22 protein-coding genes and 2 pseudogenes are annotated in these 25,538 nt (G+C 74.0%); 7 read left to right on the forward strand and 17 right to left on the reverse strand.

Annotated features, from left to right (window positions below):
* The first annotated feature begins 2 nt into the window (after positions 1-2).
* Positions 3-1,247 carry a glutamate-5-semialdehyde dehydrogenase gene (locus GA0074694_RS03090; protein ID WP_091452095.1) on the forward strand — a complete coding sequence of 415 codons (1,245 nt, stop codon included), beginning with the start codon at positions 3-5 and terminating at the stop codon, positions 1,245-1,247.
* A 254-nt stretch (positions 1,248-1,501) separates the two neighbouring features.
* On the opposite strand, the gene GA0074694_RS03095 is transcribed toward GA0074694_RS03090, so the two are convergent.
* The 6 genes and pseudogenes from GA0074694_RS03095 to GA0074694_RS32555 form a co-directional block, all read right to left on the reverse strand.
* Positions 1,502-2,323: a prenyltransferase/squalene oxidase repeat-containing protein gene (locus tag GA0074694_RS03095; RefSeq protein WP_091452098.1), complete on the reverse strand. Its 822-nt coding sequence runs from the start codon at positions 2,321-2,323 to the stop codon at positions 1,502-1,504.
* A gap of 136 nt (positions 2,324-2,459) precedes the next feature.
* A pseudogene (gene moeZ / locus GA0074694_RS03100) lies at positions 2,460-3,708 on the reverse strand (adenylyltransferase/sulfurtransferase MoeZ).
* Between the two features lie 66 nt (positions 3,709-3,774).
* Positions 3,775-4,584: a DUF3152 domain-containing protein gene (locus tag GA0074694_RS03105; RefSeq protein ID WP_091452103.1), complete on the reverse strand. Its 810-nt coding sequence runs from the start codon at positions 4,582-4,584 to the stop codon at positions 3,775-3,777.
* Between the two features lie 89 nt (positions 4,585-4,673).
* Positions 4,674-5,549: a DUF3152 domain-containing protein gene (locus GA0074694_RS03110; protein WP_091452107.1), complete on the reverse strand. Its 876-nt coding sequence runs from the start codon at positions 5,547-5,549 to the stop codon at positions 4,674-4,676.
* An 18-nt stretch (positions 5,550-5,567) separates the two neighbouring features.
* Entirely contained in the window at positions 5,568-6,527 is a 960-nt protein-coding gene (locus tag GA0074694_RS03115) for an alpha/beta fold hydrolase (RefSeq protein ID WP_091452110.1), read from the reverse strand.
* 23 nt (positions 6,528-6,550) lie between these two features.
* On the reverse strand, positions 6,551-8,305 hold the full coding sequence (locus tag GA0074694_RS32555) for a hypothetical protein (RefSeq protein ID WP_245714708.1): 1,755 nt from the start codon (positions 8,303-8,305) through the stop codon (positions 6,551-6,553).
* 1,153 nt (positions 8,306-9,458) lie between these two features.
* On the opposite strand from GA0074694_RS32555, the gene GA0074694_RS03125 reads away from it, so the two are divergent.
* Both GA0074694_RS03125 and GA0074694_RS03130 read left to right on the forward strand, forming a co-directional pair.
* Positions 9,459-10,124 carry a TetR/AcrR family transcriptional regulator gene (locus tag GA0074694_RS03125; RefSeq protein WP_091452117.1) on the forward strand — a complete coding sequence of 222 codons (666 nt, stop codon included), beginning with the start codon at positions 9,459-9,461 and terminating at the stop codon, positions 10,122-10,124.
* Positions 10,125-10,188: 64 nt separating this feature from the next.
* Positions 10,189-10,413: a DUF3107 domain-containing protein gene (locus GA0074694_RS03130; RefSeq protein ID WP_091452120.1), complete on the forward strand. Its 225-nt coding sequence runs from the start codon at positions 10,189-10,191 to the stop codon at positions 10,411-10,413.
* A 109-nt stretch (positions 10,414-10,522) separates the two neighbouring features.
* On the opposite strand, the gene GA0074694_RS03135 is transcribed toward GA0074694_RS03130, so the two are convergent.
* Entirely contained in the window at positions 10,523-11,176 is a 654-nt protein-coding gene (locus GA0074694_RS03135; RefSeq protein WP_091452123.1) for a ferritin-like fold-containing protein, read from the reverse strand.
* A 350-nt stretch (positions 11,177-11,526) separates the two neighbouring features.
* Between GA0074694_RS03135 and GA0074694_RS03140 the strand changes: the two genes are divergently transcribed.
* From GA0074694_RS03140 to GA0074694_RS03150, 3 genes are all read left to right on the forward strand, one after another.
* The gene (locus GA0074694_RS03140; RefSeq protein WP_091452126.1) at positions 11,527-13,221 is read left to right on the forward strand and encodes a DEAD/DEAH box helicase; all 1,695 of its coding nucleotides are present in this window, start codon (positions 11,527-11,529) and stop codon (positions 13,219-13,221) included.
* A gap of 171 nt (positions 13,222-13,392) precedes the next feature.
* Positions 13,393-14,565, forward strand: coding sequence for a class I SAM-dependent methyltransferase (locus GA0074694_RS03145; RefSeq protein WP_091452130.1), 1,173 nt, complete (start codon positions 13,393-13,395; stop codon positions 14,563-14,565).
* Between the two features lie 118 nt (positions 14,566-14,683).
* Positions 14,684-15,100 carry a helix-turn-helix domain-containing protein gene (locus GA0074694_RS03150; protein WP_091452134.1) on the forward strand — a complete coding sequence of 139 codons (417 nt, stop codon included), beginning with the start codon at positions 14,684-14,686 and terminating at the stop codon, positions 15,098-15,100.
* Between the two features lie 19 nt (positions 15,101-15,119).
* Here GA0074694_RS03150 and GA0074694_RS03155 read toward each other — a convergent pair whose 3' ends face one another.
* The 9 genes from GA0074694_RS03155 to GA0074694_RS03195 all read right to left on the reverse strand — a co-directional run bounded on the left by GA0074694_RS03155 (position 15,120) and on the right by GA0074694_RS03195 (position 23,962).
* On the reverse strand, positions 15,120-16,022 hold the full coding sequence (locus GA0074694_RS03155; protein ID WP_091458569.1) for a hypothetical protein: 903 nt from the start codon (positions 16,020-16,022) through the stop codon (positions 15,120-15,122).
* A gap of 136 nt (positions 16,023-16,158) precedes the next feature.
* Positions 16,159-18,345, reverse strand: a complete 2,187-nt coding sequence (locus GA0074694_RS03160; protein WP_091452136.1) for a RecQ family ATP-dependent DNA helicase — start codon at positions 18,343-18,345, stop codon at positions 16,159-16,161.
* An 88-nt stretch (positions 18,346-18,433) separates the two neighbouring features.
* Positions 18,434-19,558 (reverse strand): branched-chain amino acid ABC transporter permease, encoded by a 1,125-nt coding sequence (locus GA0074694_RS03165; RefSeq protein ID WP_091452139.1) that lies wholly within the window; start codon positions 19,556-19,558, stop codon positions 18,434-18,436.
* Positions 19,555-20,445 carry a branched-chain amino acid ABC transporter permease gene (locus GA0074694_RS03170; RefSeq protein WP_091452142.1) on the reverse strand — a complete coding sequence of 297 codons (891 nt, stop codon included), beginning with the start codon at positions 20,443-20,445 and terminating at the stop codon, positions 19,555-19,557. Before GA0074694_RS03170 ends, GA0074694_RS03165 begins: the two co-directional genes overlap by 4 nt.
* The gene (locus GA0074694_RS03175) at positions 20,442-21,206 is read right to left on the reverse strand and encodes an ABC transporter ATP-binding protein (RefSeq protein WP_091452145.1); all 765 of its coding nucleotides are present in this window, start codon (positions 21,204-21,206) and stop codon (positions 20,442-20,444) included. The genes GA0074694_RS03170 and GA0074694_RS03175 overlap by 4 nt, the downstream gene beginning before the upstream one ends.
* Positions 21,203-21,946, reverse strand: a complete 744-nt coding sequence (locus GA0074694_RS03180) for an ABC transporter ATP-binding protein (RefSeq protein ID WP_091452150.1) — start codon at positions 21,944-21,946, stop codon at positions 21,203-21,205. The genes GA0074694_RS03175 and GA0074694_RS03180 overlap by 4 nt, the downstream gene beginning before the upstream one ends.
* A gap of 7 nt (positions 21,947-21,953) precedes the next feature.
* A complete protein-coding gene (locus tag GA0074694_RS03185) occupies positions 21,954-23,159 on the reverse strand; it encodes a substrate-binding domain-containing protein (RefSeq protein WP_091452153.1) in 1,206 nt (401 codons plus the stop codon).
* A 201-nt stretch (positions 23,160-23,360) separates the two neighbouring features.
* Positions 23,361-23,639 carry a hypothetical protein gene (locus tag GA0074694_RS03190; RefSeq protein ID WP_245714525.1) on the reverse strand — a complete coding sequence of 93 codons (279 nt, stop codon included), beginning with the start codon at positions 23,637-23,639 and terminating at the stop codon, positions 23,361-23,363.
* Positions 23,636-23,962 (reverse strand): DivIVA domain-containing protein, encoded by a 327-nt coding sequence (locus GA0074694_RS03195; RefSeq protein ID WP_091452156.1) that lies wholly within the window; start codon positions 23,960-23,962, stop codon positions 23,636-23,638. The genes GA0074694_RS03190 and GA0074694_RS03195 overlap by 4 nt, the downstream gene beginning before the upstream one ends.
* 290 nt (positions 23,963-24,252) lie before the next feature.
* Here GA0074694_RS03195 and GA0074694_RS03200 point away from each other — a divergent pair, with 290 nt between their 5' ends.
* The gene (locus GA0074694_RS03200) at positions 24,253-24,477 is read left to right on the forward strand and encodes a GntR family transcriptional regulator (protein ID WP_091458574.1); all 225 of its coding nucleotides are present in this window, start codon (positions 24,253-24,255) and stop codon (positions 24,475-24,477) included.
* A 296-nt stretch (positions 24,478-24,773) separates the two neighbouring features.
* On the opposite strand, the pseudogene GA0074694_RS03205 reads toward GA0074694_RS03200, so the two are convergent.
* Positions 24,774-25,432 (reverse strand): annotated as a pseudogene (locus GA0074694_RS03205) (class I SAM-dependent methyltransferase).
* Positions 25,433-25,538: the final 106 nt, after the last annotated feature.

The following is a 25,538-nucleotide window of genomic DNA, read 5'->3' on the forward strand; positions in this document are numbered from 1 at the left end:
CGATGAGCGTTACCGAGCAGGCCCGCCGGGCGCGGGAGGCGGCGGGTGCGTTGGCCGTGGCGACGCGTACCGCGAAGGACGCCGCCCTGCACGCGATGGCCGACGCGCTGGTGGCGCGTACGCCGGAGATCCTGGCCGCGAACGCGGCGGACCTGGCGGCCGGACAGGACGCCGGCCTGAGCGCGGCCGTGCTGGACCGGCTGGCGCTGGACGCGGGCCGGGTGGCCGCGATCGCCGACGCGCTGCGGCAGATGGCGGCGCTGCCCGACCCGGTCGGTGAGGTGGTGCGCGGCTCGACCCTGCCGAACGGACTGGAACTGCGGCAGATCCGGGTGCCGTTCGGGGTGGTCGGGATCATCTACGAGGCCCGCCCGAACGTGACCGTGGACGCCGCCGGGATCTGCCTGAAGTCCGGCAACGCCGCGCTGCTGCGCGGGTCGTCCTCGGCGGCGCACTCGAACGCGGCGCTGGTCGCGGTGCTGCGGGACGCGGTCGCCGCGGCCGGGCTGCCGGCCGACGCGGTGCAGTTGCTCGACGCCACCTCCCGCGACTCGGTGAAGGAACTGATGCGGGCGCGGGGCCTGGTGGACGTGCTGATCCCGCGCGGCGGGGCGTCGCTGATCCGGACGGTGGTCGAGGAGTCGACGGTGCCGGTGATCGAGACCGGGGTGGGCAACTGCCACGTGTACGTGGATGCCGCCGCCGACCTGGCCAAGGCCGTCGCGATCACCGTGAACGCCAAGACCCAGCGCCTCTCCACCTGCAACACCGCCGAGTCGCTGCTGGTGCACGCCGACGTCGCCGACGCCTTCCTGCCGCCGGTGCTGGCGGCGTTCGCCGAGGCCGGGGTGACCGTGCACGGTGACGCGCGGGTGGTGGCGTACTCGGAAGCCGTGGTGCCGGCCACCGACGAGGACTTCGGCACCGAGTACCTGTCGGCCGACATCTCGGCCGCCGTCGTCGACTCGCTGGACGCGGCGGTCGCGCACATCCGCCGGTACGGCAGCGGCCACACCGAGGCGATCGTCACCGACTCGCAGTCGGCGGCCCGGGAGTTCGTGGCCCGGGTCGACTCGGCGGCGGTGATGGTGAACGCGTCGACCCGGTTCACCGACGGGGGCGAGTTCGGCTTCGGCGCGGAGATCGGCATCTCCACGCAGAAGCTGCACGCGCGGGGACCGATGGGGCTGCCCGAGCTGACCAGCACCAAGTACGTCGTCACCGGCGACGGCCACCTGCGCGCCTGACCGCGTACCCGGTCGGGGCCGTCAGCGCGCCGGCCCCGACCGGATACAGCCGCCCCGACCGGATACAGCGGCCCCGACCGGGGCCGCTGGGCAGAACAGTGACGGACGATCACCTCACGGAGAGTGTCCGGGCAGTTGAAACGCCGACACGGCTTTCGGGTTCCCGACACCCATCCGACGCGCCGGGGGCCAACGGCGCGGTGGTGGCCCGCCGGCCCTGAGCCGGTCGGCTCCGAGGTGTGAGCAGGCCGGGCTCACCGGAAGGCGCGGATCACCGCGAGCGTGGTGTGCACGTCGAACTTCTGGCCGTCGTCGCTGTTCCAGCCGCCGTCGGTGCGTTGGGTGGCAGCGAGCCGGTGGCGGGCTGCCACCAGCGTCCACTCCGCGGCCGGCACGTCCACCCGGCGCAGGGTCGCCGCCAGCCAGGCCACGTCCGCCGGGGACAGGTCGCGCATCCGCTCGTCGAGCACCGCCCGGATCCGGGCCGCCTCGTCGTACGACTGCTGGAGGTGCAGTACGGCGGCGCTGAGCCAGCCCGCCGGCAGGTACGACGGCCACGTGCCGTCGGGGGCGAGCCCGTCGGTCAGGGCGCGGGCGGCGGCGTGCACGACGCCGGCGTACGCCCCGCCGATCCGGTCGTCGAGCGGGCCGGCGGCCTGGGCGTCCAGACCGGCGACGCTGAGCCAGAAGGCGGCGCTGGCGGTGAGGTGGAACCGCGCTTCCGGATCCCCGGGACGGGCCCAGTCCGGTGCGGCGTCGGCCAGCACCGGGTTCTCCTCCCACCAGCCGTCGCGCTGCTGTCGGGCGGCGAGCCAGTCCAGCGCCTTGCGGGCGGCCGGGCGCCCGAGCGCACCGAGGTCGTCCAGCTCGCCGAGGCGGAAGCAGGTCGCGTCCACCGAGGCGACGCCGCCCGCCCACACCGCCGGCCAGCCGCCGTCGGGCACCTGGCCGGCCTCCGCCCAGTCCAGGGTCTCCGGCGCGGGGGGCGTCCGGGTGCACAGCCAGCTGAGCCGGGCACGCTCCACCGCGTCCCCGTGCGCCATAACGAAGCCGATGGCGGCGTCCAGATCGACCACGACGACGACGTTACCGGCCCCGGCCGGGTTACACCTCGGTAGCTCGGCCGAGGAAACCCGGCTGACGGGGGTACGCCGGCCGGGGCGGACATGTTAGAAGGGACCCCGCCACCGGGCGGGGTCCCTTCTAGGCGACTCAGTACGCGGGCAGCGAGGGATCGATCTGCCTGATCCAGGAGAGCACGCCACCCTGGAGGTGCACCGCGTCGGTGAACCCGGCCGCCTTCAGCGCGGCGAGCGCCTCGGCGGAGCGGACGCCGGACTTGCAGTGCAGCACGATCTGCCGGTCCTGCGGGAACCTCGACAGCGCCTCGCCGGAGAGGATCTCGCCCTTGGGGACCAGGGTGGCCCCGGGAATGCGGACGATCTCGTACTCGGCCGGCTCCCGCACGTCGACCAGGAAGACGTCCTTGCCGGCGTCCTGCCACTCCTTCAGCTCCACCGCGGTGATGGTCGCGTCGACAACCGCCTCCTGCGCCTCGACCGAGACCGCGCCGCAGAAGTCCTCGTAGTCCTCCAGCAGGTCGGTGACGGTCGGGTTCGCGCCGCAGAGGACGCAGTCCGGATCCTTCCGGACCTTGATCTTGCGGTAGCTCATCTCCAGGGCGTCGTAGACCATCAGCCGGCCGACCAGCGGCTCGCCGATGCCGGCGAGCAGCTTGATCGCCTCGTTGACCTGGATCGAGCCGATCGACGCGCAGAGCACGCCGAGCACGCCGCCTTCGGCGCAGGAGGGGACCATGCCGGGCGGCGGGGGCTCCGGGTAGAGGCAGCGGTAGCAGGGACCGTGCTCGGCCCAGAACACCGACGCCTGGCCGTCGAACCGGTAGATCGACCCCCAGACGTACGGCTTGCCGAGCAGCACCGCCGCGTCGTTGACCATGTAGCGGGTGGCGAAGTTGTCGGTGCCGTCGACGATCAGGTCGTACCGGGAGAAGATGTCCCGGACGTTCTCCCGGTCCAGCGCGGTGTTGTGGATCTCGACGGTGACCAGCGGGTTGATCTCACGGACAGTGGCCGCGGCGGACTCGGCCTTGGAGCGGCCGACGTCGGACTGGCCGTGGATGACCTGGCGCTGGAGGTTGGACTCGTCCACCGTGTCGAAGTCGATGATGCCGAGGGTCCCCACGCCGGCCGCGGCCAGGTACATCAGGGCGGGCGAGCCCAGGCCGCCCGCGCCCACACAGAGCACCCGGGCGTTCTTCAGCCGCTTCTGCCCCTCCACCCCGACATCCGGGATGATCAGGTGGCGCGAGTAGCGGCGGATCTCGTCAACGGTCAGCTCGGCGGCGGGCTCGACGAGCGGGGGCAACGACACGGTGGACTCCCCGGGATCGGCGGTGGTTGCCGCGCCATTGTTGCTCGCCGGACCGCCGGTCGGCCATGAGGAGCGACACGCGCCCGACATGCGGGAGCGGGAATATCCCGTCCCTGGGTCCGCCGGTCGCGGATCAGGGGACGAGGTCACCGGCGTACCGGCGGCCGTCGAGGTACGGCCAGGCGTTGGCGACGCAGCCGGTCAGGCCGTAGGTCTGCTGCTGCATCACCGGGGCGGGTCGGCCGGGGCCGGGGCAGGCCTCGTGCAGCTCGCCGAACTCGTGCCCGACCTCGTGGTTGATCACGTACGCCCGGTAGACGGCCAGCGGTGCGGCGTAGTCGGGCACCGCGGTGAGCCACCGGTCCAGGTTGATGATCACCTTGCCGGGCAGCCGGCAGGAGGTGTAGCCGGCGGTGTGCAGGCCCCCCTCGGCGCACATCCGCTCCGACGTGAAGGAGGTGGCCAGGTAGACGGTGAAATCGGCGGCCTCCGCCCCGGCGACCCGCTGCACCCGCAGTTCACCGGAGGCGATCCAGCTTCGGGGATCGGACAGCGTCGCGTCGACGGCGGCGGCGAAGGCGGTCGGGTCCTGCCCGGTGCCGGCCTCCACGCCGACCCGGTAGCGGTGGAGCGGACCGCCCGTACCGGCCACCGGCGATCCGCCCGCGACCGCCACGAAGCGTCCGGATCCCCGCTCGACGGGCGCGTCCGAGCGCTGGCCGTCCGTCTCCGACGGCGGTTCGGGCACCGGCCCGTGCGCCCCCGTCCCCGGGCCGGAGTACGCCCCGGCACCGCCCGTCGGGGCCACCGTGCCGGGAACGGTCGGTGTGGCGGACCGGACCAGGACCAGCGTCGCCACCCCGGCCACCAGCAGGGCGGCCAGCGCCACGGGGCGGACCCGTCGGCGTGGACCGGGCCGGTCGGAAGCGGCAGAGGGTCGCATACCAGCAGCGTGCCCTGCCAACCGGGCAGAGTGCCCCGATTCCGCGAAAACCCCTCACAGGTGGGTCGCCGACGACCGGGTCCGCCGGGTCAGAGCCGGGGGCCCGCGTAGCGCCGGCCGTCGAGGTACGGCCACGGGTTCGCGACACACCCCTTCAGGAAGAGCGTCTGCTGCATCATCACCGGTGCCGGCCGCCCCGGCTTCGGGCAGCGCTCGTGCCGGTATCCCAGCTCGTGACCGACCTCGTGGTTCACCACGTACGCCCGGTAGGTCGTCAGCGGCACCCCGGCACCGACGAAGTGCGGCACCGACGTCCGCCACCGGTCGAGGTTGATGATCACCTTTCCCGGTGCCCGGCAGGAGGTGTACGGCCGGCCACCGACCCGGATGTTCACCCCACCCGCCGCGCACATCGTGCCCGCCGTCCGGGGGGTCGCCAGGTAGACGGTGAAGTCGTGTGGCGCGTTCCCCGGCACCCGTTGCAGGCGGAGCCGCCCACTGCCGATCCAGCTGCCCGGAGCGGCGAGCACCTGTTCCACCTCGGTGCCGAACGTCCGGGCGTCCTCCCCGGAGCCCGCCTCCACCGCCACCCGGTAGCGACGCAGGGTGCCCGCGCGGCCCAGCAGCTCACCCGGGCGGTCGTCGTAGCCGAACGTGCCCCGCCCGGTCGACGGCACCGGGCCCGGCATCCGCAGCAGCGGCGGGGACGCGGTGACGGAGGAGAACGGAACCGGCGCGGCGAGCGGGGCGGCCGGAGCGGTGCCCGATCCGGCCGTGGCCGAGCCGGTCACGGCCGGCACGGAGCCGCCCGATGTCGTGCCGGCCGGCTCCGTGCCGGCCGGCCGGGTGCCGGACCGGGCGGGCAGCACGGCCGTGACGACCGCGACCACGACCGCGGTCGCCGACGCGGCCAGGGCGTAGGCGTTCCACAGTGGACGTCGGGGGCGGGAGAACGGGGAGGACATCCCGCTCAGCGTGCCACGTCACCCCGGGTCGCGCACGGGCGCCACGTCGTCGAGAAGTCCCAGCACCGCGCGCGCCACCGTCCGGGGCAGCTCCATCTGCGCCACGTGCCCGGCGTCGAGCATCAGCAGCCGGCTGTCCGGGATCACCCGGGCCGTCTGCGGCGCCACCCGTACGTCGACCAGCCGGTCGTGCCGCCCGCCGATCACCAGGGTCGGCGCCTGGACCGCGTGGGCCATCCGCCACAGTGACCTCGACCCCGGCAGGTACGACCGCAGGAAACAGGAGACGATGCCGCGGAACGTCCGCACGTACGCCGCGGCGTGGTGCTCGGTCTGGTGCCGGAGACGGATCTCCTCCAGCGCCTCCCGGCGTCGCTGCTCCCCGATCCGGCTCAGGTCGGCGATGCACGCCTCCATAACCTGCTGGGCCATCGCCTCGGGGGCCAGCTGGGCCAGCCGCCAGGCGGCCAGCCGCTCGCCCCGGGGGATCGCCAGCAGGGGAAGCATCCGCCCCTGCAACGACCGGCGGAAGTCGAGGAAGGGCAGGGCCGGCGAGATCAGCGTCAGCGTCCGGACCAGCTCGGGCCGGAGCGCGGCCACCTGGACCGCCACCGCTCCGCCCAGCGAGTTGCCGAACAGGTGCACCGGACCACGGTCGGAGACCTCGATCCACCGGACGATCCGGTCCGCGAAGGCATCGATCGTGTAGCGGTGGCCGGGGTCGCTGAGACCGAAGCCGGGCAGGTCGACGGCCTGACCGTCCAGGCGTCCGGCGAGCAGCCCGGCCAGGTCCGTCCAGTTCTGCGCCGACCCGGCCAGGCCGTGCACGTAGAGCGCCGGTTCCGCGTCCGGGGCGGTCGCCGGGGTGTCCCGGACGTGGATCCTCGTGCCGTCGAGAAGCACCGACCGACCGGGCCACGGCGGTGGGATCCGGTCCGCCGGGAGAAGATCGTCCGGGCCGAGCGTCGCGGGCTTCATGCTTCCAGTCTGCCCCCGGACACTCAGGTCAGCAGCGCTTCCAATCGACGGTTGACCGCCGCGAGAGCGGCCCGGACCACGGCCTGCCGGGGGTCGCCGCCGGAGACCAGCGCCGAACCGGCGAGCTGCTCGACCCAGCCGTCACAGACCAGCAGGACGACCACCGTGGCCACCTCGCAGGTGCCGAAGGGCACCACGGCGGCGTGCTCGACGAAGCACCGTCCACGCCCGGCGCCGGCCACCCGGAGCAGCTCGTCGACGGCCGCCGCGGCGGCCACCGCGCAGAGGCGCAGGACGTACCCGTCGACGGCCGGCCCGACGGCACGCCCGGAGGCGTTACGTGCGCCGGCCAGCAGGCGTACCTCGACGTCGGCGTCGAGACCGAAGGTGCTGACCTGCACGTGGTCGATCACCACCCGGGGACCGGGGGGCCCGCCGGTGTCCAGCGGCCGGGACGGCGCGGTCTCCGTCGTGGTCCGCTGCGCCCCTGAGTACGAGGCGGCCAGCGTCGCCGGGCTCCCGGTGGCCGCCACGGGGCTCCCGGTGGCCGCGCCACCGAAGGCGGCCCACGGGGTGGGCTGTTCCTCCACGCTGGCCCGCCCCCGGGGGGTGCCGGGTTGCCGGCGGCGACGGCGTACGTCGGCCGGCACCTCGGCCCGGCCCTCCGGCGGGGGCGAGGTCCTGCGGCGCACCGGCGGTTCGGGCATGGGCGCGGTGCCGGGCACGTCCTGTGGCGCGGCGGCCAGACCCATCCGCTCCTGGAGCAGGCGGGCGACCATGCGGCTCACCTCGGCCGCGTCCGCGCCGTCCGCCAGATCGAGCCGGAGGCTGTGCGCACCGGCCGCGGTACGGCGCAGCGACGCGTCGCGCACCCCCGCCACGCCCCGGACCGCGTCGAGGATCGCGTTGACGTCGAACCCCTCGGGTCGCTCCTGCGGGGGCGGTGCCGGTTCGTCCTCCCGCCGCAGGTGGGTGGCGATGCGGGCGAGTTCGGGGGTCTGGGCGGGGGGCTCCACGGTTGGCGGCTCCGGCACGACGGGCACGTCCGGCTCGGCGGGTACGCGCTGGGGCAGCACCACCGGCCTGCCACCCGGGTGGCGGTCGGCGGCGGTGGGCGGAGCCGGGGACACCGGGTCGGGCGCGGATCGACGGGCCGTGTACAGGGATGCGCTCGCCGGGGCGGGCGCGGATGGGATGGGGTCGACGCGCCCGGCGCCGCTCGTGGCGGATGCCGCGAGGGAACCGGCACCGGGGCGGTCCGGGTGGTGACCGGGCGGCGGGGCCGACGGGGGATGGTCGGCCTCGGCCGCCTCGGGCCGGAGCCGGAAGGGCCGGACGGTGCGGTTCTCGGGACGGCCGCCGGACGGCTCCGTCGGGTCGGTCGGGGAGGGCGCGGGCGGGGCGCTGGACGGCACCGGCGGGGCGCTGAACGGCGCGGACGCCGGCCGCCCGGGCGCCCACGCGGTCTGGTCCACCGGCGGGTACGGCCGGCGTGGTTCCGCCTCCGGCTCGTAGGAGCGTCGTCCCCCGGACCGGTACGGCCCACCGGTGTCCGGTGGGGACAGCCGCGCGCCACCGGCCTCGGCCGTGGGTGTCGGGCCGGACTCGGTCCGGGCCGCGCGACCGGAGCCGGGCTCCGTCGACGGCGTCGCCGGACCGTGGGTCGACGGCGTCCCGGGGACGGCGGGGTCGGTCGGCGGTGTTCGGGTTGGGTCGGGGAGGCGACGTGACTCGGGCTCCCGGGCCTCGGACGGTGGGGGCGCCCACGCCGGTGGCACGTCCTCGCGGGGCCGTTCCTCCCGGGGCCACCGGCCGGTCGGCTCGTCCTTCTCGCGGTGCCGCTCGGCGCGGGAACGCCGGCCGCCGCCACCCTCGCGGGACCACGGCGGCGCCCAGCCACCCCCGGCCCAGCTCGGGCGCTCCGGTTCGGTGTGCGAGGTCCAGGGCCGGCGCTCGGCGTCGACACCGACGTCGGACGGTGCCGGACCAGCCGGCCCGGGCTCGGCCGGATACGGGTCGGCCGGCTCGCCCCAGGCCGGAGAGACGGGCGGGGCGGCGCCCCGGCTCGGACCGTCACCCGGGCGATCCACCGGCGACGGCGGCGGAGGCGGTGCGTCGAACCCGACGGGCGACTCGGCCGGGGGCACCGATGTCGGGCGTACCCCCTCGACCCGGCGCTCCGGAGGCGTGGCGGATGGCTCGTCCGAGGCGTGCCGCGCCGAGCGGCCCTCCGGGGGAAGCACCGGGTGCCCGCCGGTCGGGTGGCGGACGGCGGTGTCGTCCGAGGGCACCACCGGCTGCCCGCCGGTCGGATAGCGGAGGGCGGCGGACTCCCGCCCCGGCTCGCCGGTCTGCTCCCGTGCGGGCGCGGGCCGCTGCGCCGGGACGGCGAGCCGACCGTGGTCGGGATCACGCGGCTCCCCGGCCGGGCCGGGAGGCGCGCTGACCGGCACCTGCCGCGCGCCGGGAGCCTCGTCGCGGTGGGTGTGACCGTTGAGCCGCCGGCCGTTGACCCGGCTCGGCAGTTCGCTCACCTCGTCGACACCGGGCAGCGGGGTGGGCAGGTCGCCGTGCTGTGACGACGACGTGGCCCAGCCGTGGCCCGGGTCGGCGGGACGCCACTGGGTGCGGGCCGGTTCCCCCCGGGACCCGTCGGCGGCACGGGACCAGCCGGCGCCCGACGGCGCCCATGCGCTGGCCGAGTGAGCCAGGTCATCCTGCTGACCCGTCCCATCGCCGTGCTCTCCCGGGGTGGCGGCACCGGGTTGCCCTGTTTCATCCACCGCGCGCTCCTTGGTCGCCCCCGCTGAGGCTACCGTGTGGTGACAGTGGCGATAAGTTACAGCGGCGGGCCAAATTCCACGGCGGGGCGAGTGACCCGACCGGTTCGGGTAGGAAGTACCAGCTCGTACGACGAACTCGGAGGTTCCCATGACAGCTGTGGGGAACGGCTCACAGACGGCCGGCCGTCCCACGCGCCTGCCCCGGTCGGCGCGGCGCAGGCAGCTGCTCGCGGCGGCGCAGGAGGTGTTCGTCGCGCAGGGTTACCACGCGGCGGCGATGGACGACATCGCCGAGCGGGCCGGGGTATCGAAGCCCGTTCTCTACCAGCACTTCCCGGGCAAGCTCGAGCTCTACCTCGCCCTGCTGGACACCCACTGCGACGCGATCGTGGCCAAGGTGCACGAGGCGATGCGCGAGACCAGCGACAACAAGGAGCGGGTCGGCGGGGCGGTCCGGGCGTACTTCGACTTCATGGACCACGAGAGCGAGGCGTTCCGCCTGGTCTTCGAGTCCGACCTGCGCAACGACCCGGCCGTCCGGCAGCGGGTGGAGCGGGTCGAGCAGGGCTGCATCGCGGCGATCACCGACACGATCATCTCCGACACCGGGGTCAGCCGGGCGCACGCCGAGCTGCTCGCGTCCGGGCTGGTGGGGGCGGCGGAGAGCGCTGCGCAGTTCTGGCTCGGCGGCGGGCGGCAGGTGCCGAAGGCGGAGGCGGAGGCGCTGCTCGCCGCCCTCTCCTGGCGGGGCATCGCCAGCTTCCCGCTCCAGGGGGAGCCGGCGACGGGGGCGGGGCAAACCGAGTCACCGTGACCATCGCCCGTCCGGATCGGCTAGCCTTCCGAGGGCGGTCGTTTCGCCCGGATGAGGAGGCACAGTGGAGGTCAAGATCGGCGTGCAGTACGCGCCCCGAGAGCTGGTCATGGAGAGCGCGCAGTCGCCGGCCGAGATCGAGCAGATCGTGACCGACGCCATCGCCGGCGACGGGACGCTCTCGCTGACCGACGAGAAGGGCCGGCGGGTCATCGTGCCGGTCAGCAAGCTCGCCTACGTGGAGATCGCCGAGGCCGCGCCGCGGTCGGTCGGGTTCACCGTCCGCTGACGGTCGGGTCCACCGCCCGCCGGACCACCCGGGTCGCCGCGGCAGGTGCCGGAAGCTCACCTGCCGCGGACCGGCCCCGTACCGCCCCGATTCCACGCACCACCGCCGCTCAGTTGTTGAGTCCGACCGCGGTCATCCGCTCGGTGTGGGCGGCGGTCAGCCGGCGGAACAGCTTCTGCGCGTCCCCGTCCCCGTCCCGGACGATCAGGCCGGTCAGCGCGCCCCGGTCGGCGGCGGCCACCCGGCCCGCCTGGGAGAGCCCCTCCCCCACCAGCCGCCGCGCCCACATGGAGAGCCGGTTGGCGACCCGGGGGTCCACCTCGATCGCCGCCCGGATCTCGGCGGCCGCGAAGTCGGCGTACCGGGACTCGTGCAGCACGTCGAGGACCAGCTGCCGGTCCGGCTCGGCCAGCGCCTCGGCGATCTCCCGGATGAAGTCGTCGGCGACGGCGTCCCCGACGTACGCCTTGGTCACCGCCTCCAGCCAGTCCCTCGGCTCGGTCGAGTCGTGGTACGCCTGCAACGCCGTCACGTACGGCGCCATCGCGTCGTCGGGCAGTACGCCCAGTTCGGTGAGCCGGTCGGCGATCCGTCGGTAGTTGCTCATCTCCGCCGCGGCCATGGCGCTGAGTTCCGCCCGGCGCCGCAGATCGGGGGCGAGCCGGGCGTCGGCGGCCATCCGGTCGAAGGCGAACAGCTCGCCGAGGGCCACCAGACCGAGCAGATCGACGACGGCGGACGGGGGTGCGGGGGCGGCGGACACGAGCGCAGGTTACCCGTCGGCGGAGTGCGGCGTGGGGCAGCCGATCACGAATTCCCGAACCGGAGTTATTGTGACCTGGACCACAAGGCGGACCCCCGAGTGCGCCACCGCCCGCGCAGATCAGGACGACATCCCGGTTAACCAGCTAGTATGGGGTAGTTGCCGTGGGCGCCGTTCTGATGTTCGCCCGCCGCAGGTGCGGCCGTCGATCCGGCTGGACGTCCTGCCCACGGCGCGCGTGCGGCCCGGTCCGGCACGGCGTTCCGCCGCCGACCGTGTGGCCCGCGCCACACCGAACGCGCCCTGAGGACATGACGGGGCGCACCACGAGAGGGCACCCCCAACACCACATGAGCGAACAGAATCTCCACACGGACGGCCAGGAACTGGCCCCCACAGACCTCGTGAGCGACGGCCAGGAACTGGCCCCGACGGCTCCGGTCCGCCCGGAGGCACCGACCTTCGCCGAACTGGGCGCGCGGCAGGAAACCGTCGAGGCGCTCGCCGCCGCCGGCATCACCCGCGCCTTCGCCATCCAGGAGTACGCGCTGCCGATCGCGCTGCGCGGCACCGACCTGATCGGCCAGGCGCCGACCGGCACCGGCAAGACCCTCGGCTTCGGCGTCCCGCTGCTCGAGCGGGTCTTCGCGCCCGGCGAGGGCAGCGACGGCGTGCCGCAGGCGCTGGTCGTCGTACCAACCCGTGAGCTGGGCATCCAGGTGGCGAAGGACCTCGCCGCCGCAGGTCGCACCCGGAACGTGCGGGTGCTGCCGATCTACGGCGGCGTCGCGTACGAGCCGCAGATCGACGCGCTGCGCAAGGGCGTCGAGATTCTCGTCGGCACCCCGGGCCGCCTGCTCGACCTGGCCAAGCAGAAGCACCTCCGGCTCGACCGGGTGCACGCCCTGGTGCTGGACGAGGCCGACCGGATGCTCGACCTGGGCTTCCTCGACGACGTCGAGAAGATCCTGTCGATGCTGCCGGAGGACCGGCAGACCATGCTCTTCTCGGCCACCATGCCGGACCCGATCGTCACCCTCTCCCGGCGCTTCCTGCGCCGGCCGGTCACGATCCACGCCGGGCACACCGCCGAGACCGGCCCGTCGCCGCAGACCCAGCAGCTCGCGTACCGCACCCACTCGATGAACAAGATCGAGATCGTGGCCCGGATCCTCCAGGCGGAGGGGCGCGGCCTGACCATGATCTTCACGCGGACCAAGCGGGCCGCCGACCGGGTGGCCGAGGACCTCGACTTCCGGGGCTTCGCGGTGGCCGCCGTCCACGGCGACCTGGGACAGGGCGCGCGGGAGCGGGCCCTGCGGGCGTTCCGCGCCGGCAAGATCGACACGTTGGTCGCCACCGACGTCGCCGCGCGCGGCATCGACGTCAGCGGCGTCACCCACGTGATCAACTATGACTGTCCGGAGGACCAGGACACCTACACCCACCGGATCGGCCGGACCGGCCGGGCCGGCGCGACGGGGGTGGCGGTGACCTTCGTCGACTGGGACGACATGCCGCGCTGGCGGATCATCGACAAGACCCTCGGGCTGGACATGCCCGAGCCGCCGGAGACGTACCACACCTCCGCCCACCTCTACACCGACCTGGGCATCTCCACCGAGATGACCGGCACCCTGCCCACCGCCGAGCGGACCCGGGCCGGGCTCTCCGCCGAGATCGAGGAGGACCTCGGCGGTGGCCGCCGCCGGGGCGAGACCGGCCGGCGCGGCGGCAACGACCGCCCGCGCCGATCCCGCGAGCGCGGCTCCGAGGCCGCGCCGGCGACCGAGGCCGTCGCGGGCGAGGCCGTCGCGGGCGAGGCCGTCGCGGGCGAGGAGGAGACCTCCCGCACCCCGCGCCGTCGGCGTCGTCGTCGGGCCGGAGAGGTGATCACCGATGGTGCGCCGACCGCCGTGATCACGGACGACACCGCCGGCAGCGCCACCGCCACCGAGGGCGAGGCGAAGCCCCGACGGCGGCGTCGCCGCCGCAGTGGCGCCGGCTCCACCACCGGGACGCCCGCCGAGGCCGTCGCGGACTGACCCGGCCCGCGCCGACACGTCCCCCGCACCGGTCCGCCGGTGCGGGGGACGTTCACGTCCGGCCGCCAGGTGGGAGCACCCAACCCACGCCAGCCGGGCACCGGCGGGACAGCCGATCCGTGCGGACGGGCCGCCGGGTGGGACCGGTGGGCCGGCGAGGATGATGGACCGATGCCCGTACCGCTCGACGACGCCCTCACCGACCTCCGGGCCCTGCTGCTCGGCCCCACCCTGACCAGGGCCGTCGCCGCCGGACGACGCCGCGGGCAGCACCCCTCGGTGGTGCGCGCCGAACTGCGGCCGGTGGCCCTGAAGGCCGGCCCCCGGCTCCAGATCTCCACCTCCGACGGGAACCGCCCGTACACCCGCAACGTCGCCCCCGGCCCGGAGGCGGACGAGGCCGTCGACGCGCTGCTGGCCGAGCCGTTCGGCAACTGGCACGTGGAGACCACCGACGCGACCGTCCAGCTCCGGGTGACCAAGTCCGGCGAGGCGCAGGTGCACCGGGCCGCCGCCGCCCGCCCCGCCGCCGCGTCCGACGGTCACGACCGGGAGAAGGAGTACCTGCTCGACCCGGGTGACCCGATCTTCGCCGAGATCGGTGGTTCGGCGGCCAAGCGCCGACAGGTGGACGCCTTCCTCCGGGCCCTCGCCGCCACCCTCCCCGACGAGCTGACCGGGCCGCTGCGCGTGGTCGACCTGGGCTGCGGTAACGCGTACCTCACCTTCGCCGCGTACCGCTACCTGACCCGGCGCGGGCTCGACGTGGAACTCGTCGGCGTGGACGTCCGGGAGGACCAGCGGGACCGCAACACCGGTCTCGCCGAGCGGCTCGGCTGGGCCGGGCGGGTCCGGTTCGTCGCCGGCACCATCCTCGACGCCGAGGTCGACCCGGCCCCCGACCTGGTGCTGGCGCTGCACGCCTGCGACACGGCCACCGACGAGGCGCTGGCCCGGGCGGTCCGGTGGCGGGCCCGGTGGGTGCTCGCCGCCCCGTGCTGCCACCACGACCTCGCCGCGCAGCTGCGCGCCCGCCCCGCCCCGGCCCCGTACGAGTTGCTCACCCGGCAGGGCATCCTGCGGGAACGCTTCGCCGACGTGCTCACCGACGCGCTCCGGGCCGGCCTGCTCCGGTTGCACGGCTACCGGGCCGAGGTGGTGGAGTTCGTCGACTCCCGCCACACCCCCCGGAACCTGCTGATCCGCGCCCGACGCACCACGACGGCGGCCAGCGACGACCAGCACGCCGACTACCGCGCCCTGGTGGCGCAGTGGCAGGTCACGCCCCGCCTGGAGAAGCTCCTCGGCGACGGCCGCCGCGAGGCCGGTCGACCCCGGCAGTGACCGCCGTACGACGGATCGGGGTGACGGCCCGACGATCGGGCGGTCCCCTGCCGCGCTGGTGGTATTACCCTCGAAGACGCACCGTCCGGTGCAACCCACCGGAAAGGGACACCCGACCATGGGCTCCGCAGAGGTTTCGCCGCAGATGGCCTTCGCGCGTTTCGTCCGGCGGGCCATCGACGACGCCCGCCGGGAGCGCGGGTGGACCGTCACCGACCTGGCCGCGCACACCGGGGTGGGCCGGTCCACGATCTTCCGCTGGCTGGCCGGCGACTGGCAGGACTACCCCGAACTGGCCAAGGTCCGGGGTTTCTGCGCCGCCCTGGACGTGCCGGTCACCGCGGCGTTCCGGGCGCTCGGCCTGCCCGACGGCGCCCCGGCGGCCCGGCCCCGGGCCGACGACGCCCCGGTCGAGGCGGACGTCCGGGTGATCCTCGACCGGCTGGCCGACCCGACCGTGCCGGCCGAGGAGAAGCACCAGATCCGGGACCTGCTGCGGTACCTCGCCCACCGGCCCGCCCGCCGAGCCGGCTGAGCCCCGCCGCCCCGCACCGTCAGGGCATCGTCACCGTGTACTCGGCGGTGTGCACCTCACCGGCCACCTGGAAGTCGAGGTAGAACCGGTAGCGACCGGGGCCGGGCATGGTGAGCCGGAACATCACCGCGCTCCCGGCCAGCTCCGTCTCCGGATGCACGTGCAGGTAGCCGAGGTCGCCCTCGCGGAGCACCACCAGGTGTCCGTACGCGCCGAGGTAGCGCTCCAGCGTGGGCGTGGTGTCCCCGACGCGCACCCGGAACGCCATCGGCGCGTCCACGCCGATGCGGGGATCGCCCTGGAAGTCGACGGTGAACCGGTCGACGGTGGCGGTCCGGGCAACCGGGGGCAGCTCCCGGGGGGCGTACGCGCCGGGCACGACCAGGTCCACCCCGAGGGTCACCGGCGTCTGCGCGCCGTCGGGGGTCAGCGCGGCGAAGTCGGCGTACGCCCGCCAGATCCCCGGCTCGGGCAGGGTCAGCGGCACCGACCAGGTGCCGTCGGTGGCCATCGTCGGGTGCAGGTGCTGGTAACCGGAAAGGTCCCGGCGCACCACGATCAGGTGCATCGGCTTGTCGTGCACGATCGCGAACCGGGTCACCGGCCGCTGCCCCGTCTCCTGGATCCGGAAGCGGAACTCGTCGGCCCGGCCTGCGGTGAACGTCCCGTCCAGCGGCACGAGGGTGTAGCCCGCCGAGGTCACGGCCAGGCCGCCGACCTCCGCCGTTGGGCCGTCGGGGTGCGCGTGCGCGGGGGTGCCCGCCGGGTGGGTGTGCTCGGCGCCGGCCGTCGTGGACGTCCCCGCCACCGACGACGGAGGGGGGTTGAGCCGCCCGATGCCGAAGCCGGCGATCAACGAGAGGACCAGCCCGGCCACCACCAGCGCCAGCCGGAGGGTGCTGACGGGGAACTGGTCGTTCATGAGGTTCACGGTACCGTCGGGACGGCCGGTCACCGGGCGGCCACGGCGACGCGGTGGTAACGGTCGCATTCCGCCCTGGCCGGGAACTTTTCCCACCCGGTCCGTCCCCCGACGCGCCGGCCGGGCGGCCCGGGTCTCAGCCGGCGACGGCCAGGGCCAGGGGCAGGACGTCCGGCGCGCCGTGGCGGCGCAGCAACCGCGCCACCAGGGTCAACGTCCAGCCGGAGTCGACCAGGTCGTCGACCAGCAGTACCGGGCCGGTCAGTCCGGCGAGCGCGGCGGCCAGCTCGTCCGGTACGGCGAAGGCGTCGTGCAGCACGCGTACCCGTTGGGCGCTGTTGCCGCGCGGACCGTCCGGGCCGGCGGCGCCGGTCGGCGTGACCTGGCCGAGCAGGGGCAGCCGGCCGATCGCGGCGATCCGCTCGGCGAGCGAGCCGACCAGCCGGGGGTGCCGTCGGGAACCGACCGCCACCACTCCCACCGGACGACGCGGCCAGGGGTCGTCCCCGTGGGACCAGGCTCTGAGCACCTCGACCACGGCGCCGGCGACGTCGTCCGGCAGCGGCGCGTCGGCGGCGTCCGGACCCGCCAGGGCACGCAACCGCCCACCCCACCCGAGGTCGGAGAGACGCCCGACCGCGCGTCCCGGCAGCGCCTGCTCCGTCGCGGGGATGCGCCCCTTCAGCGGTACGCCCACCGTGTCCAGGCCGGTGGGCCAGAGCTTCTTCGGCGGAAGGTCCACCCCGGGGCGGCCGAGGAACGCCTGCGCGGCGGTGAGCGCCGGCCCGGAGACCGTGGCGTCGAAGAGCGGCCCGACGCACCGGTCACACCGGCCGCAGTCGGTGGCCGTGTCGTCGTCCAGGCAGTCCCGCAGGTAACGCATCCGGCACCCGGGCGTGCCGGCGTACTCGCGCATCGCCTGCTGCTCGGCGGTGCGCGCCTGCGCGACGCGGCGCAACCGGGGCTCGTCGTAGGTCCAGGGCTCGCCGGTGGCGAGCCAGCCGCCGCGCACCCGGCGGACCGCACCGTCGACGTCGAGCACCTTGAGCATCATCTCCAGGCGGGCCCGGCGCAGGTCGACCACGGGTTCGAGGGCCTGGGTGGAGAGCGGCCGGTCGGTGCGCAGGGCGGCGAGCACGGCCCTGACCTGCTCCTCCGGTGGGAAGGCGAGCGAGGCGAAGTACCGCCAGATCGCCGCGTCCTCGGCACCCGGCAGCAGCAGCACCTCGGCGTGCTCGACGGCCCGCCCGGCCCGGCCGACCTGCTGGTAGTAGGCGATCGGCGAGGGTGGTGCGCCGAGGTGCACGACGAAGCCGAGGTCGGGCTTGTCGAAGCCCATGCCGAGCGCGGAGGTCGCCACCAGCGCCTTGATCTTGTTGTCGAGGAGGTCCTGCTCGGCGGCCCGGCGGTCGGCGTCCTCGACCTGCCCGGTGTAGGCGGCGACCGGGTAGCCGCGGGACCGGAGGAACTCGGCGGTCTCCCCCGCCGCCGCCACGGTCAGCGTGTAGACGATCCCCGAGCCGGGGAGGCGGTCCAGGTGGTCGGCGAGCCAGCCGAGCCGGTGCGCCGGGCTGGGCAGGTCGAGTACGGCCAGCCGCAGCGACTCCCGGTCCAGGCCGCCCCGCAGCACCAGGACGTCGTCCCGGACGGCAGTATCGCCCGGCTGGCCGGTGCCGAGCTGTTCGGCGACGTCGGCGGTGACCCGGGCGTTGGCGGTGGCCGTGGTGGCGAGCACCGGCGTACGCGCGGGCAGGTTCGCCAGGAACGTCCGCAGCCGGCGGTAGTCGGGGCGGAAGTCGTGGCCCCAGTCCGAGACGCAGTGCGCCTCGTCGACCACGAGCAGCCCGGTGGTGGCGGCCAGGCGGGGCAGGACGGTGTCCCGGAAGTCCGGATTGTTGAGCCGCTCCGGGCTGATCAGCAGGACGTCGACCGTGCCCGCGTGGATCTCGGCGGTGATCCCGTCCCACTCGTCGAGGTTCGCCGAGTTGATGGTGCGGGCCCGGATACCGGCCCGAGCCGCCGCCTCGACCTGGTTGCGCATCAGCGCCAGCAGCGGCGACACGATCACCGTCGGCCCGACACCGCCGGTGGGGGCGGTGTCGGTGGCGGTGTCGCTGTCCCGCTCCCGCAGCAGGGCGGTGGCGACGAAGTAGACGGCCGACTTGCCCCACCCGGTGCGCTGGACGCAGAGCACCCGCCGACGGTCGACGACCAGCGCCTCGATCGCCCGCCACTGGTCCTCACGTAGCCGGGCGTGCGCACCGGCCAACCGCCGGAGCACCGCCTCGGCCCGCTCCCGTACCGCCGCCCGGTCCCACCCCATCCGCCCTTTCTACCAGCCACCCCGGGGCGGGCCGGTGTCGATCACAGGATGGGCGGGCGGCGCGTGGCGGACCGCGCCGCCCGCATGGTCAGCGAGGAGAGCGGCGGCGGGTGAGGGCGGCGCGGAGGGGGGTCAGGCGGTGGGTGAGGGTGGCGAGGCCGCCGGGGAAGAAGTAGACCGCCAGGATGAACACCGTGCCGAGCACGAACAGCGGCTGGGAGAGCGGGGCGCTGAGCCAGCCGGGCAGCGCGTCCACCGCGTCGGACGCCCCGAAGGCGGTCAGCCGGTGGTCCAGGTACATGTAGAGGATGCCGCCGAGCACCGGGCCCCAACGGGTGCCCGGTCCGCCGAGCACCACCATGACCAGCAGGGAGAGCGTCAGCTCGCTGGAGGTGATGTGCGGCGAGGCACCGCCGACGATCAGGCAGTAGACCGTCCCGGCGGCCGTCCCCAGCCCGCCGGCCAGGGTGAAGGCCACCAGCTTGAACCGGTACGGGTCCAGCCCGAGCACCCCCACCCGCCGCTCGTCGTCGCGCAGCCCGGCGAGCACCCGCCCGGTCGGCGAGGCGGTGACCCGGTGCACCACCAGCACCACCACCGCCAGGTACGCCAGCGCCAGCCAGTACAGGTTGACCGTGTTCGTCACGCCGACGAGCGCCGCCGGCAGCCCGGAGACGTCCAGCGGCAGCCCCTCCTCACCACCGGTCAGCCCGCCGAAGTCCCGCGCGACCAGGATCGCCCCGACCTGGGCGAGGGCGAGGGTGACCATGGCGAAGGCGATGCCCACGGTCCGCAGCGCGACCGCGCCGAGCAGCGCGGCGAGGATCGTCCCGCCGGTCAGGGTGAGCAGCGCCGCCTGCCACAGCGGCAACCCGGCCTTGGTGACCAGGATGTCCGTGCCGTACACCCCGGCGGCGAAGTAGAGCGCATGCCCGAAGGAGAGCATCCCGGTCCGCCCGAACAGCAGGTCGTAGCCGGCGGCCAGCCCACCGAAGATCAGGCAGATGGCGAGCAGTTGCAGGGTTCCGGGCGAGTTCAGCGGCCCCTCGAAGATCCCCGGCAGGTGCACCGTCGAGTACGGCAGGATCGCCGCGACCGCCAGAGCCACCAGCGGCAGGAACGGCCGCAGGCGGTGCCACACCGACGGGCCGGGCTCCGCCGGGGCGGCTGCCGTCGGCCGATCCACCACACCGTCGACCACGGAGTTCGTCATGCGGTGGCCACCTTTCCGGCGATGCCCTGCGGGCGGAGCAGCAGCACCACGGCCAGCAGCGCGACGACGCAGATGTCGCCGAGGCCGGAGGTGCCGTAGTAGTTGACGAACTGTTGCAGCAGCCCGACCGCGACGGCCGCGTACGCGGAGCCGACCACCGAGCCCATCCCGCCGATCACCACCACGATGAACGCGAAGATCAGCAGCGAGCTGCCCTGGCCGGGCGAGACCGAGCCGAAGTAGACCCCGCCCAGCGCCCCGGCCAGCGCGGCGGCGGCCCCGCCGATCGCGAAGACCAGGGTGAACGCCTTCCGGACGTCGATGCCGAGCGCGGTCACCATCTCCCGGTTCTCCACCCCCGCCCGGATCACCAGGCCGTACCGGGTGAAGCGGAGGAAGGCCAGCAGCGCGACGAGCACCAGCACCGCGGCGACGATCAGCAGCAGCCCGGCGTTCGGCACCTTCGCCCCGAACACCGGGGTCACCTCCCGGGTCCAGGACGGGCGCGGGAACGGCCGCGGGTCGGCTCCCCACACCGCCTGGAGCAGCGCCACCCCGGCGAGCGAGAGCCCGACGGTCACCAGGACCTGCGCGATGGTGCGGGAGTAGAGCGGCCGGATCAACACCAGTTCCACCAGCACCGCGACCAGCGCGCCGGTGAGCACGCCGAAGGCGGCGGCCACCACGAACCCGAGGTCGTCCGGGCCGGCGCCGGGCAGGTGCCCCGCCGCCCACCAGGTCGCGTACGCCCCGACGCCGAGGAAGAGCCCGTGCGCGAAGTTGAGCACGTCGGCCAGCCCGAACACCAGGGAGAGCCCGGAGGCGACCAGGAAGTAGAGCGCGGCCAGCCCGAGGCCGGTCAGGGTGAGCAGCACGACGGTGCTCATGTGAGCTGGTCCTTCCTCGCGACTGCGGGGCTCGGGGGGTGCGCCTCCGCCGATCCGACGCCGAGCAGGGACGTCGTCAGCTCCGCCTCGGCCAGCAGGTCCCGGGCGTCGCCGCTCCAGGCGACCCGCCCGGCATCGATCACCACCGCGTCGGTGGCGAGCCGGCGCACCACGGCGAGGTTCTGCTCGACGAGCAGCACCGGCACCGTCTCGGCGACCCGTTCCAGCACCTCGGCCACCTCGGTCACCACCTTCGGGGCGAGCCCCTTCGTCGGCTCGTCGACCAGGAGCAGCCGGTTGTCGTTGAGCAGCACGCGGCCGATGGCGAGCATCTGCTGCTGGCCGCCGGAGAGCGATCCGGCCCGTTGGCGTCCGCGCCGCTCCAGCTCGGGGAAGAGCGCGAACACCTGGTCGTACGCCGGGGTGGTGCCGCGCCGTTCGGCGAGCCGCAGGTTCTCGGCGACGGTGAGGCCGGCGAAGACGCAGCGGTCCTCGGGCACGTAACCGAGGCCGTCGCGGACCAGCCGGTGGGTGGGGCGGTCGAGCAGGTTGCGCTCCCCCATCCGGACCCGGCCGGTCACCTCGCCGCCGGCCGGGGTGAGCCCGACGACCGCGCGGAGCGTGGTGGTCTTGCCGACACCGTTACGGCCGAGCAGCACGGTGACCCCGGCCGGGGCGACCGTGAAGGACACCCCCTGGAGGATGTGCAGCCCGGAGATCCGGACCGACAGGTCCTCGACGGTCAGGATCGCGGCGGTCATAGGGCTTCCCCCAGGTACGCCTCCTGGACGGTGGCGTTGGCCATCACCGTCTCCGGGGTGTCGCAGGCGAGCAACGCGCCGTGGTGCATCACGGCGATCCGGTCGGCCAGCTCCAGGATCACGTCCATGTGGTGCTCGACCATGAGCACCGCCCGGCCGTTGTCCCCGGTCAGCGACTTGATCACCGCGACCAGCTCGGGGACGTCCTCGACGCTGACCCCGGCCATCGGCTCGTCCAGCAGCATCACCCGGGGTTCGCCGGCGAGCAGCAGGGCGATCTCCAGCTTGCGCTTCTCGCCGTGGGCGAGGGTGCCGGCGAGTGCCGTATCCCGGTGGGCGAGGCCGACCCGGTCGAGCGCCGCGTCGGCGGCGGCGACCACCTCCCGGTCGGCCGCTGCCCGCCGCCACAGCTTCATCGAACCCCCGCGGTACGCCTGGACGGCGAGCCGCACGTTCTCCCGCACGCTGAGCGAGCCGAAGACCGAGGACGCCTGGAAGGTACGCCCCAGCCCGAGCCGGGCCCGCCGGTGCGGCGGGAGGGTGCCGATGTCCCTCCCGTCCAGCAGGACCGTGCCCCCGGTGGGGCGACGCAGGCCGGTGATCAGGTTGAACAGTGAGGTCTTGCCGGCGCCGTTCGGCCCGATCACGCCGAGGAACTCCCCGGGCGCCAGGTCGAGGTGCACGTCGTCGACGATGGCGACCTCACCGATCCGCCAGGTCAGACCGCGGGTGGCGAGCATCGTCGGATCAGCCCTTCATTGCCACGGCCGGCGGCGCGGTCTCGTCGCCGGTGAGGCTCTTCCGGGCGGCTGCGGTGAACGTGGTGCCGCTGCCGGACAGCTTCGCCTGGTACATCGGCTGGAGCAGGGCGTGGTCCTCCTTGCGGATCGTCATCTCGCCCTTGACCCCGTCGAAGCTCCAGCCCTCCAGCGCGGTGACCATCTTCTCCACGTCGTCGCCACCCTCGGCGACCGCGCGGACGACCATCTGGGCGGCGGCGAAGCCGTCCGGGTGGAACAGGTCGATCGCCCCGCCGGTCACCTTCGCCTTGAGGGCCTTGGCGGCCTCGGTGTCGCTGGCCCCGTCGAAGTAGTGCGACAGGAACGAGATCTTGCTGCCGGCCGCGCCGAAGGTCGCCCAGGAGGCGCGGATGTCCAGGCCGGTGACGACCGTGGTGGAGGTCAGCACGCCCTGCTGGTCGAGGGTCTGCCACATGGCCGGGGCGGTGGTGCCGGCCCAGGCGACGAGGAGCAGGTCCGGCTTGGCGGCGGTGATCTGGCTGGCGAACGGGGTGAAGTCGGTGGCGCTGGCCGGGGCCCGGACGCTGCTGACCGTCGCGCCGGCACCGCCGATGACGGCCTTGACGGCAGCCTCGTTGGCGTCGCCGAACGCGCCGTCCTGGGCGAAGACCACGACCTTCTTGCCCGCCGGGTCGCCGATGAACGACTTCGCGGTCACCACGTCCTGGTACGACTGCCGGCCGGACCGGAACGTGTAGCGGTTCGCGCCGGTCACCGCGTCGGTGGCGGCCGGACCGGAGATGAAGAGGACCTTGTTCTGCGCGGCGATCGGGGCGACCTGCAACGCGACCCCGGAGGCGGTCGACCCGGCGATGATCTTGTGCCCCTTGCCGATCAGGTCCTTCGCCGCCGACACCGCCTTGGCCGGGTCACCGGCGTCGTCGGCCTCGGTCACCTCGATGGTGCGGCCGTCGACCTTGCCGGTGCCGCCGGTGGCGAAGTCGAGGCCGGCCCGGAACCCCTCGATGTACTGCTTGCCGTAGCTGGCCAGCGCTCCCGACTGGGAGTACACCAGGCCGACCTTGACCGGGGCGGCGTCGTCACCGCCACCGGAGGCGGTCTCCTGCGGGCTGCCACAGGCGGTCGCGGCGACCGCCGCGGCCATCATGGTGGCGGCGGCGAGGACCGCGCGCCGCGTCGTCCGGACCGTCATTGCGACTCCACGTGAGGACTCGGAGGAAGGGAAATCCGTTGTCGGCTCACGCTAGGAGTGACGTCACCCACGGGCTATGTGGCGGCAACACACAAGTAACGCTGGCCGGGTGGCCGGTCGGGCCAATCGGTCACCCCGGTGTTTCCGGTCGATGGCCGGCACCGCCACCGGGACACCGACCATCGTGTCGACTCCCGCCACCTACCGGTGTCGCTCGGCACCACAGTCGCCGTCGTGTCCAGCCGGCCGTGGACAGCGCCGGCCGCGCGCGAACAACCGGTCGCAGAACACCCGGTGCCGTACGCCCTGCGCGTCCTCGGCGGAGACCGTCGTCTCGCCCCGGTCGACGTCGGCGAGGAAGCTCACCGCCCGGGTGACCGACCGGGCGAAGCGCAACGCCCCGGCCAGGTCGGTGGCGACCACCGGCAGGTGCACCACGAAGCGCTCCCGTGCCCGGTTCACCGGCACGCCCCCGCTCACCGGTGCGCCCTCGGCGCGAACCGGGACTGCCAGCTCCGCAGCGCCCGCTTGATCCGGACGTTCTCCTCGGTCGTGTAGGTCAGCTCACGCCGGGCGGCGGCCAGCTCACCGGCGACCCGCTGCAGGAACGCGTACACCTCGAGCGGGTCGAGCCCGCCTCGACGCACGCTGCGGAACTGCCGGTCGCGGACCTGCCCGGCGGTCAGGGACCGGCAGGTGGCCGAGCGGTACCACCCCTCGTTCGGCGACCGCCGCCTGTGTTGCTCCGGCCGCCCGTGCCGGGGCCGCTCCGTCGACCGGAACAGCCGTCCCAGGATTCTCATCACTCCTCCAGTCGTCCTCCGTCGTGGAAGGCGGCCCGGTCCGCACAAAGGGGGAACGCGGACCGGACCGCCGGCCCCGCGACCGCAGCCCTCATCGGCGGTACGACCTCGGAGCCCACTCGAATGCCCACCTCCGAGGGTTTGCCGAACCAACCGGAGCCGGACACCCAGCAACTTACACAAAATGTTTGTGTAGGTCGACCCCGGAGAGTCATGACACGACTGCTTATTGCAGTTACTGGTGCAGGTCCGGCATGATCGATGACGCCGAACCAACCGGAGTCCTCACCATGCCCACAGCACAAGCCCCATACCGCCAGATCGCCAACGACATCGCCGCAAAAATCAAGAGCGGCGAGTTGAAGCCCGGCGACAAGCTCCCCTCCACCCGTGAGCTGGCCGAGGCGTACCGCGTCCACATGAACACGGCCTCGCGCGCGCTCTCGCTCCTGCACGACCGGGAGCTGATCACCGGCCAGCCGGGGCGTGGCACCTACGTGGCCGAGCGGCCGTAGTGACCGGCGCACGCCGGTGACCGACCGCCCCACCCCGGCCACGCACATGCCCACACCCGGCGGCGGCGACCCGACCCTGCCGGAGCTGGTGATGGCCTGGGGTCGGGGCTGGGCCCGCTGCCGGGGCGCACCCGCTCCGACAGCCGTGCCCGGGGGCTTCCGGGTCCGAGGACGACGCGGCGGCCGACCACCGACGTTCGACCCAGTCGCCTACCGGCGCCGTAACCAGGTCGAACGTGGCTTCAACCGGCGCAACACTGGCGGGGACTCGCCACCCGAGACGACAAACTCGCCAGCTACGCACCTCCGAAGTCAGTCTTGCGGACAAGCATGCACCCGTATGAGGGCTCCGGTTCTTCGGGTGGCGTGCTGCCCTGGAAGATCAAGGTGAACCCGGCGGCGGCGAAGCGTTCCTCCATTTCTCGAGCGGAGAGCCAGTAGCGGTCGAAGTCGATGCCGAAGCTCTCGACGCGGCTGCCGGGAGGGTTACGGTGCCCGGTGCCGTCGCCGTGCTTGAAGGCGGTCACCAGGTATTGCCCGGCTTTACTACCCGGGCGAGTTCGGCGAAGGCCGGGATCCTGGCGTCTGGTGCCAGGTAGATCAGCGAGAACCAGCAGACCACTCCAGCCAGCGAGGCGTCCTCGAACGGCAGATCGCGCAGATCGGCAACTTCGTATGTGAAACCGGGGTTCTCCCGTTGTGCCACCTCGATCATCTTGGGCGAGAGATCCACGCCGCGAGGCGACAGACCCCGGCTCGCAAGGTAGGGAAGAAGCCGTCCGGTGCCGCAGCCCACGTCGGCGATCTGCGGGCCCACGGCCAAGGTCATCTCGGCGAACAGGTCGAGCATCGCGCGCTCGATCGGCATGCTCTCGAGCACCCCGACCAGGTTCTTGGCGTACCACTCCGAGAGCACGTCATGCGCGTCCCGAAGTTCTTCGGTCCTGGCGTCCATTCCCCGTTGATCTTCCCATCGAGACCGTTGTGTCGGCGAACCTACCCCGACGGCCGGAGGCCCCTGCTGCGGGCCAGCCGGGCGAAGGAGGACCGCGTCAGGTACA

Origin of the sequence: Micromonospora inyonensis, from assembly GCF_900091415.1 — a bacterium.
Lineage (GTDB): Bacteria > Actinomycetota > Actinomycetes > Mycobacteriales > Micromonosporaceae > Micromonospora > Micromonospora inyonensis.

Excerpts from the sequence above, each read along its gene's own strand:
- GA0074694_RS03145 (WP_091452130.1), top strand. The coding sequence starts at position 13,393 with ATGCCCGTACCGCTCGACGACGCCCTCACCGACCTCCGGGCCCTGCTG.
- GA0074694_RS03150 (WP_091452134.1), top strand. The coding sequence starts at position 14,684 with ATGGGCTCCGCAGAGGTTTCGCCGCAGATGGCCTTCGCGCGTTTCGTC.
- GA0074694_RS03105 (WP_091452103.1), bottom strand. The coding sequence starts at position 4,584 with ATGCGACCCTCTGCCGCTTCCGACCGGCCCGGTCCACGCCGACGGGTC.
- GA0074694_RS03115 (WP_091452110.1), bottom strand. The coding sequence starts at position 6,527 with ATGAAGCCCGCGACGCTCGGCCCGGACGATCTTCTCCCGGCGGACCGG.
- GA0074694_RS03195 (WP_091452156.1), bottom strand. The coding sequence starts at position 23,962 with ATGAGAATCCTGGGACGGCTGTTCCGGTCGACGGAGCGGCCCCGGCAC.
- GA0074694_RS03155 (WP_091458569.1), bottom strand. The coding sequence starts at position 16,022 with ATGAACGACCAGTTCCCCGTCAGCACCCTCCGGCTGGCGCTGGTGGTG.
- GA0074694_RS03200 (WP_091458574.1), top strand. The coding sequence starts at position 24,253 with ATGCCCACAGCACAAGCCCCATACCGCCAGATCGCCAACGACATCGCC.
- GA0074694_RS03175 (WP_091452145.1), bottom strand. The coding sequence starts at position 21,206 with ATGACCGCCGCGATCCTGACCGTCGAGGACCTGTCGGTCCGGATCTCC.
- GA0074694_RS03160 (WP_091452136.1), bottom strand. The coding sequence starts at position 18,345 with ATGGGGTGGGACCGGGCGGCGGTACGGGAGCGGGCCGAGGCGGTGCTC.
- GA0074694_RS03090 (WP_091452095.1), top strand. The coding sequence starts at position 3 with ATGAGCGTTACCGAGCAGGCCCGCCGGGCGCGGGAGGCGGCGGGTGCG.
- GA0074694_RS03180 (WP_091452150.1), bottom strand. The coding sequence starts at position 21,946 with ATGCTCGCCACCCGCGGTCTGACCTGGCGGATCGGTGAGGTCGCCATC.
- GA0074694_RS03165 (WP_091452139.1), bottom strand. The coding sequence starts at position 19,558 with ATGACGAACTCCGTGGTCGACGGTGTGGTGGATCGGCCGACGGCAGCC.
- GA0074694_RS03140 (WP_091452126.1), top strand. The coding sequence starts at position 11,527 with ATGAGCGAACAGAATCTCCACACGGACGGCCAGGAACTGGCCCCCACA.
- GA0074694_RS03110 (WP_091452107.1), bottom strand. The coding sequence starts at position 5,549 with ATGTCCTCCCCGTTCTCCCGCCCCCGACGTCCACTGTGGAACGCCTAC.
- GA0074694_RS03125 (WP_091452117.1), top strand. The coding sequence starts at position 9,459 with ATGACAGCTGTGGGGAACGGCTCACAGACGGCCGGCCGTCCCACGCGC.
- GA0074694_RS03185 (WP_091452153.1), bottom strand. The coding sequence starts at position 23,159 with ATGACGGTCCGGACGACGCGGCGCGCGGTCCTCGCCGCCGCCACCATG.
- GA0074694_RS03170 (WP_091452142.1), bottom strand. The coding sequence starts at position 20,445 with ATGAGCACCGTCGTGCTGCTCACCCTGACCGGCCTCGGGCTGGCCGCG.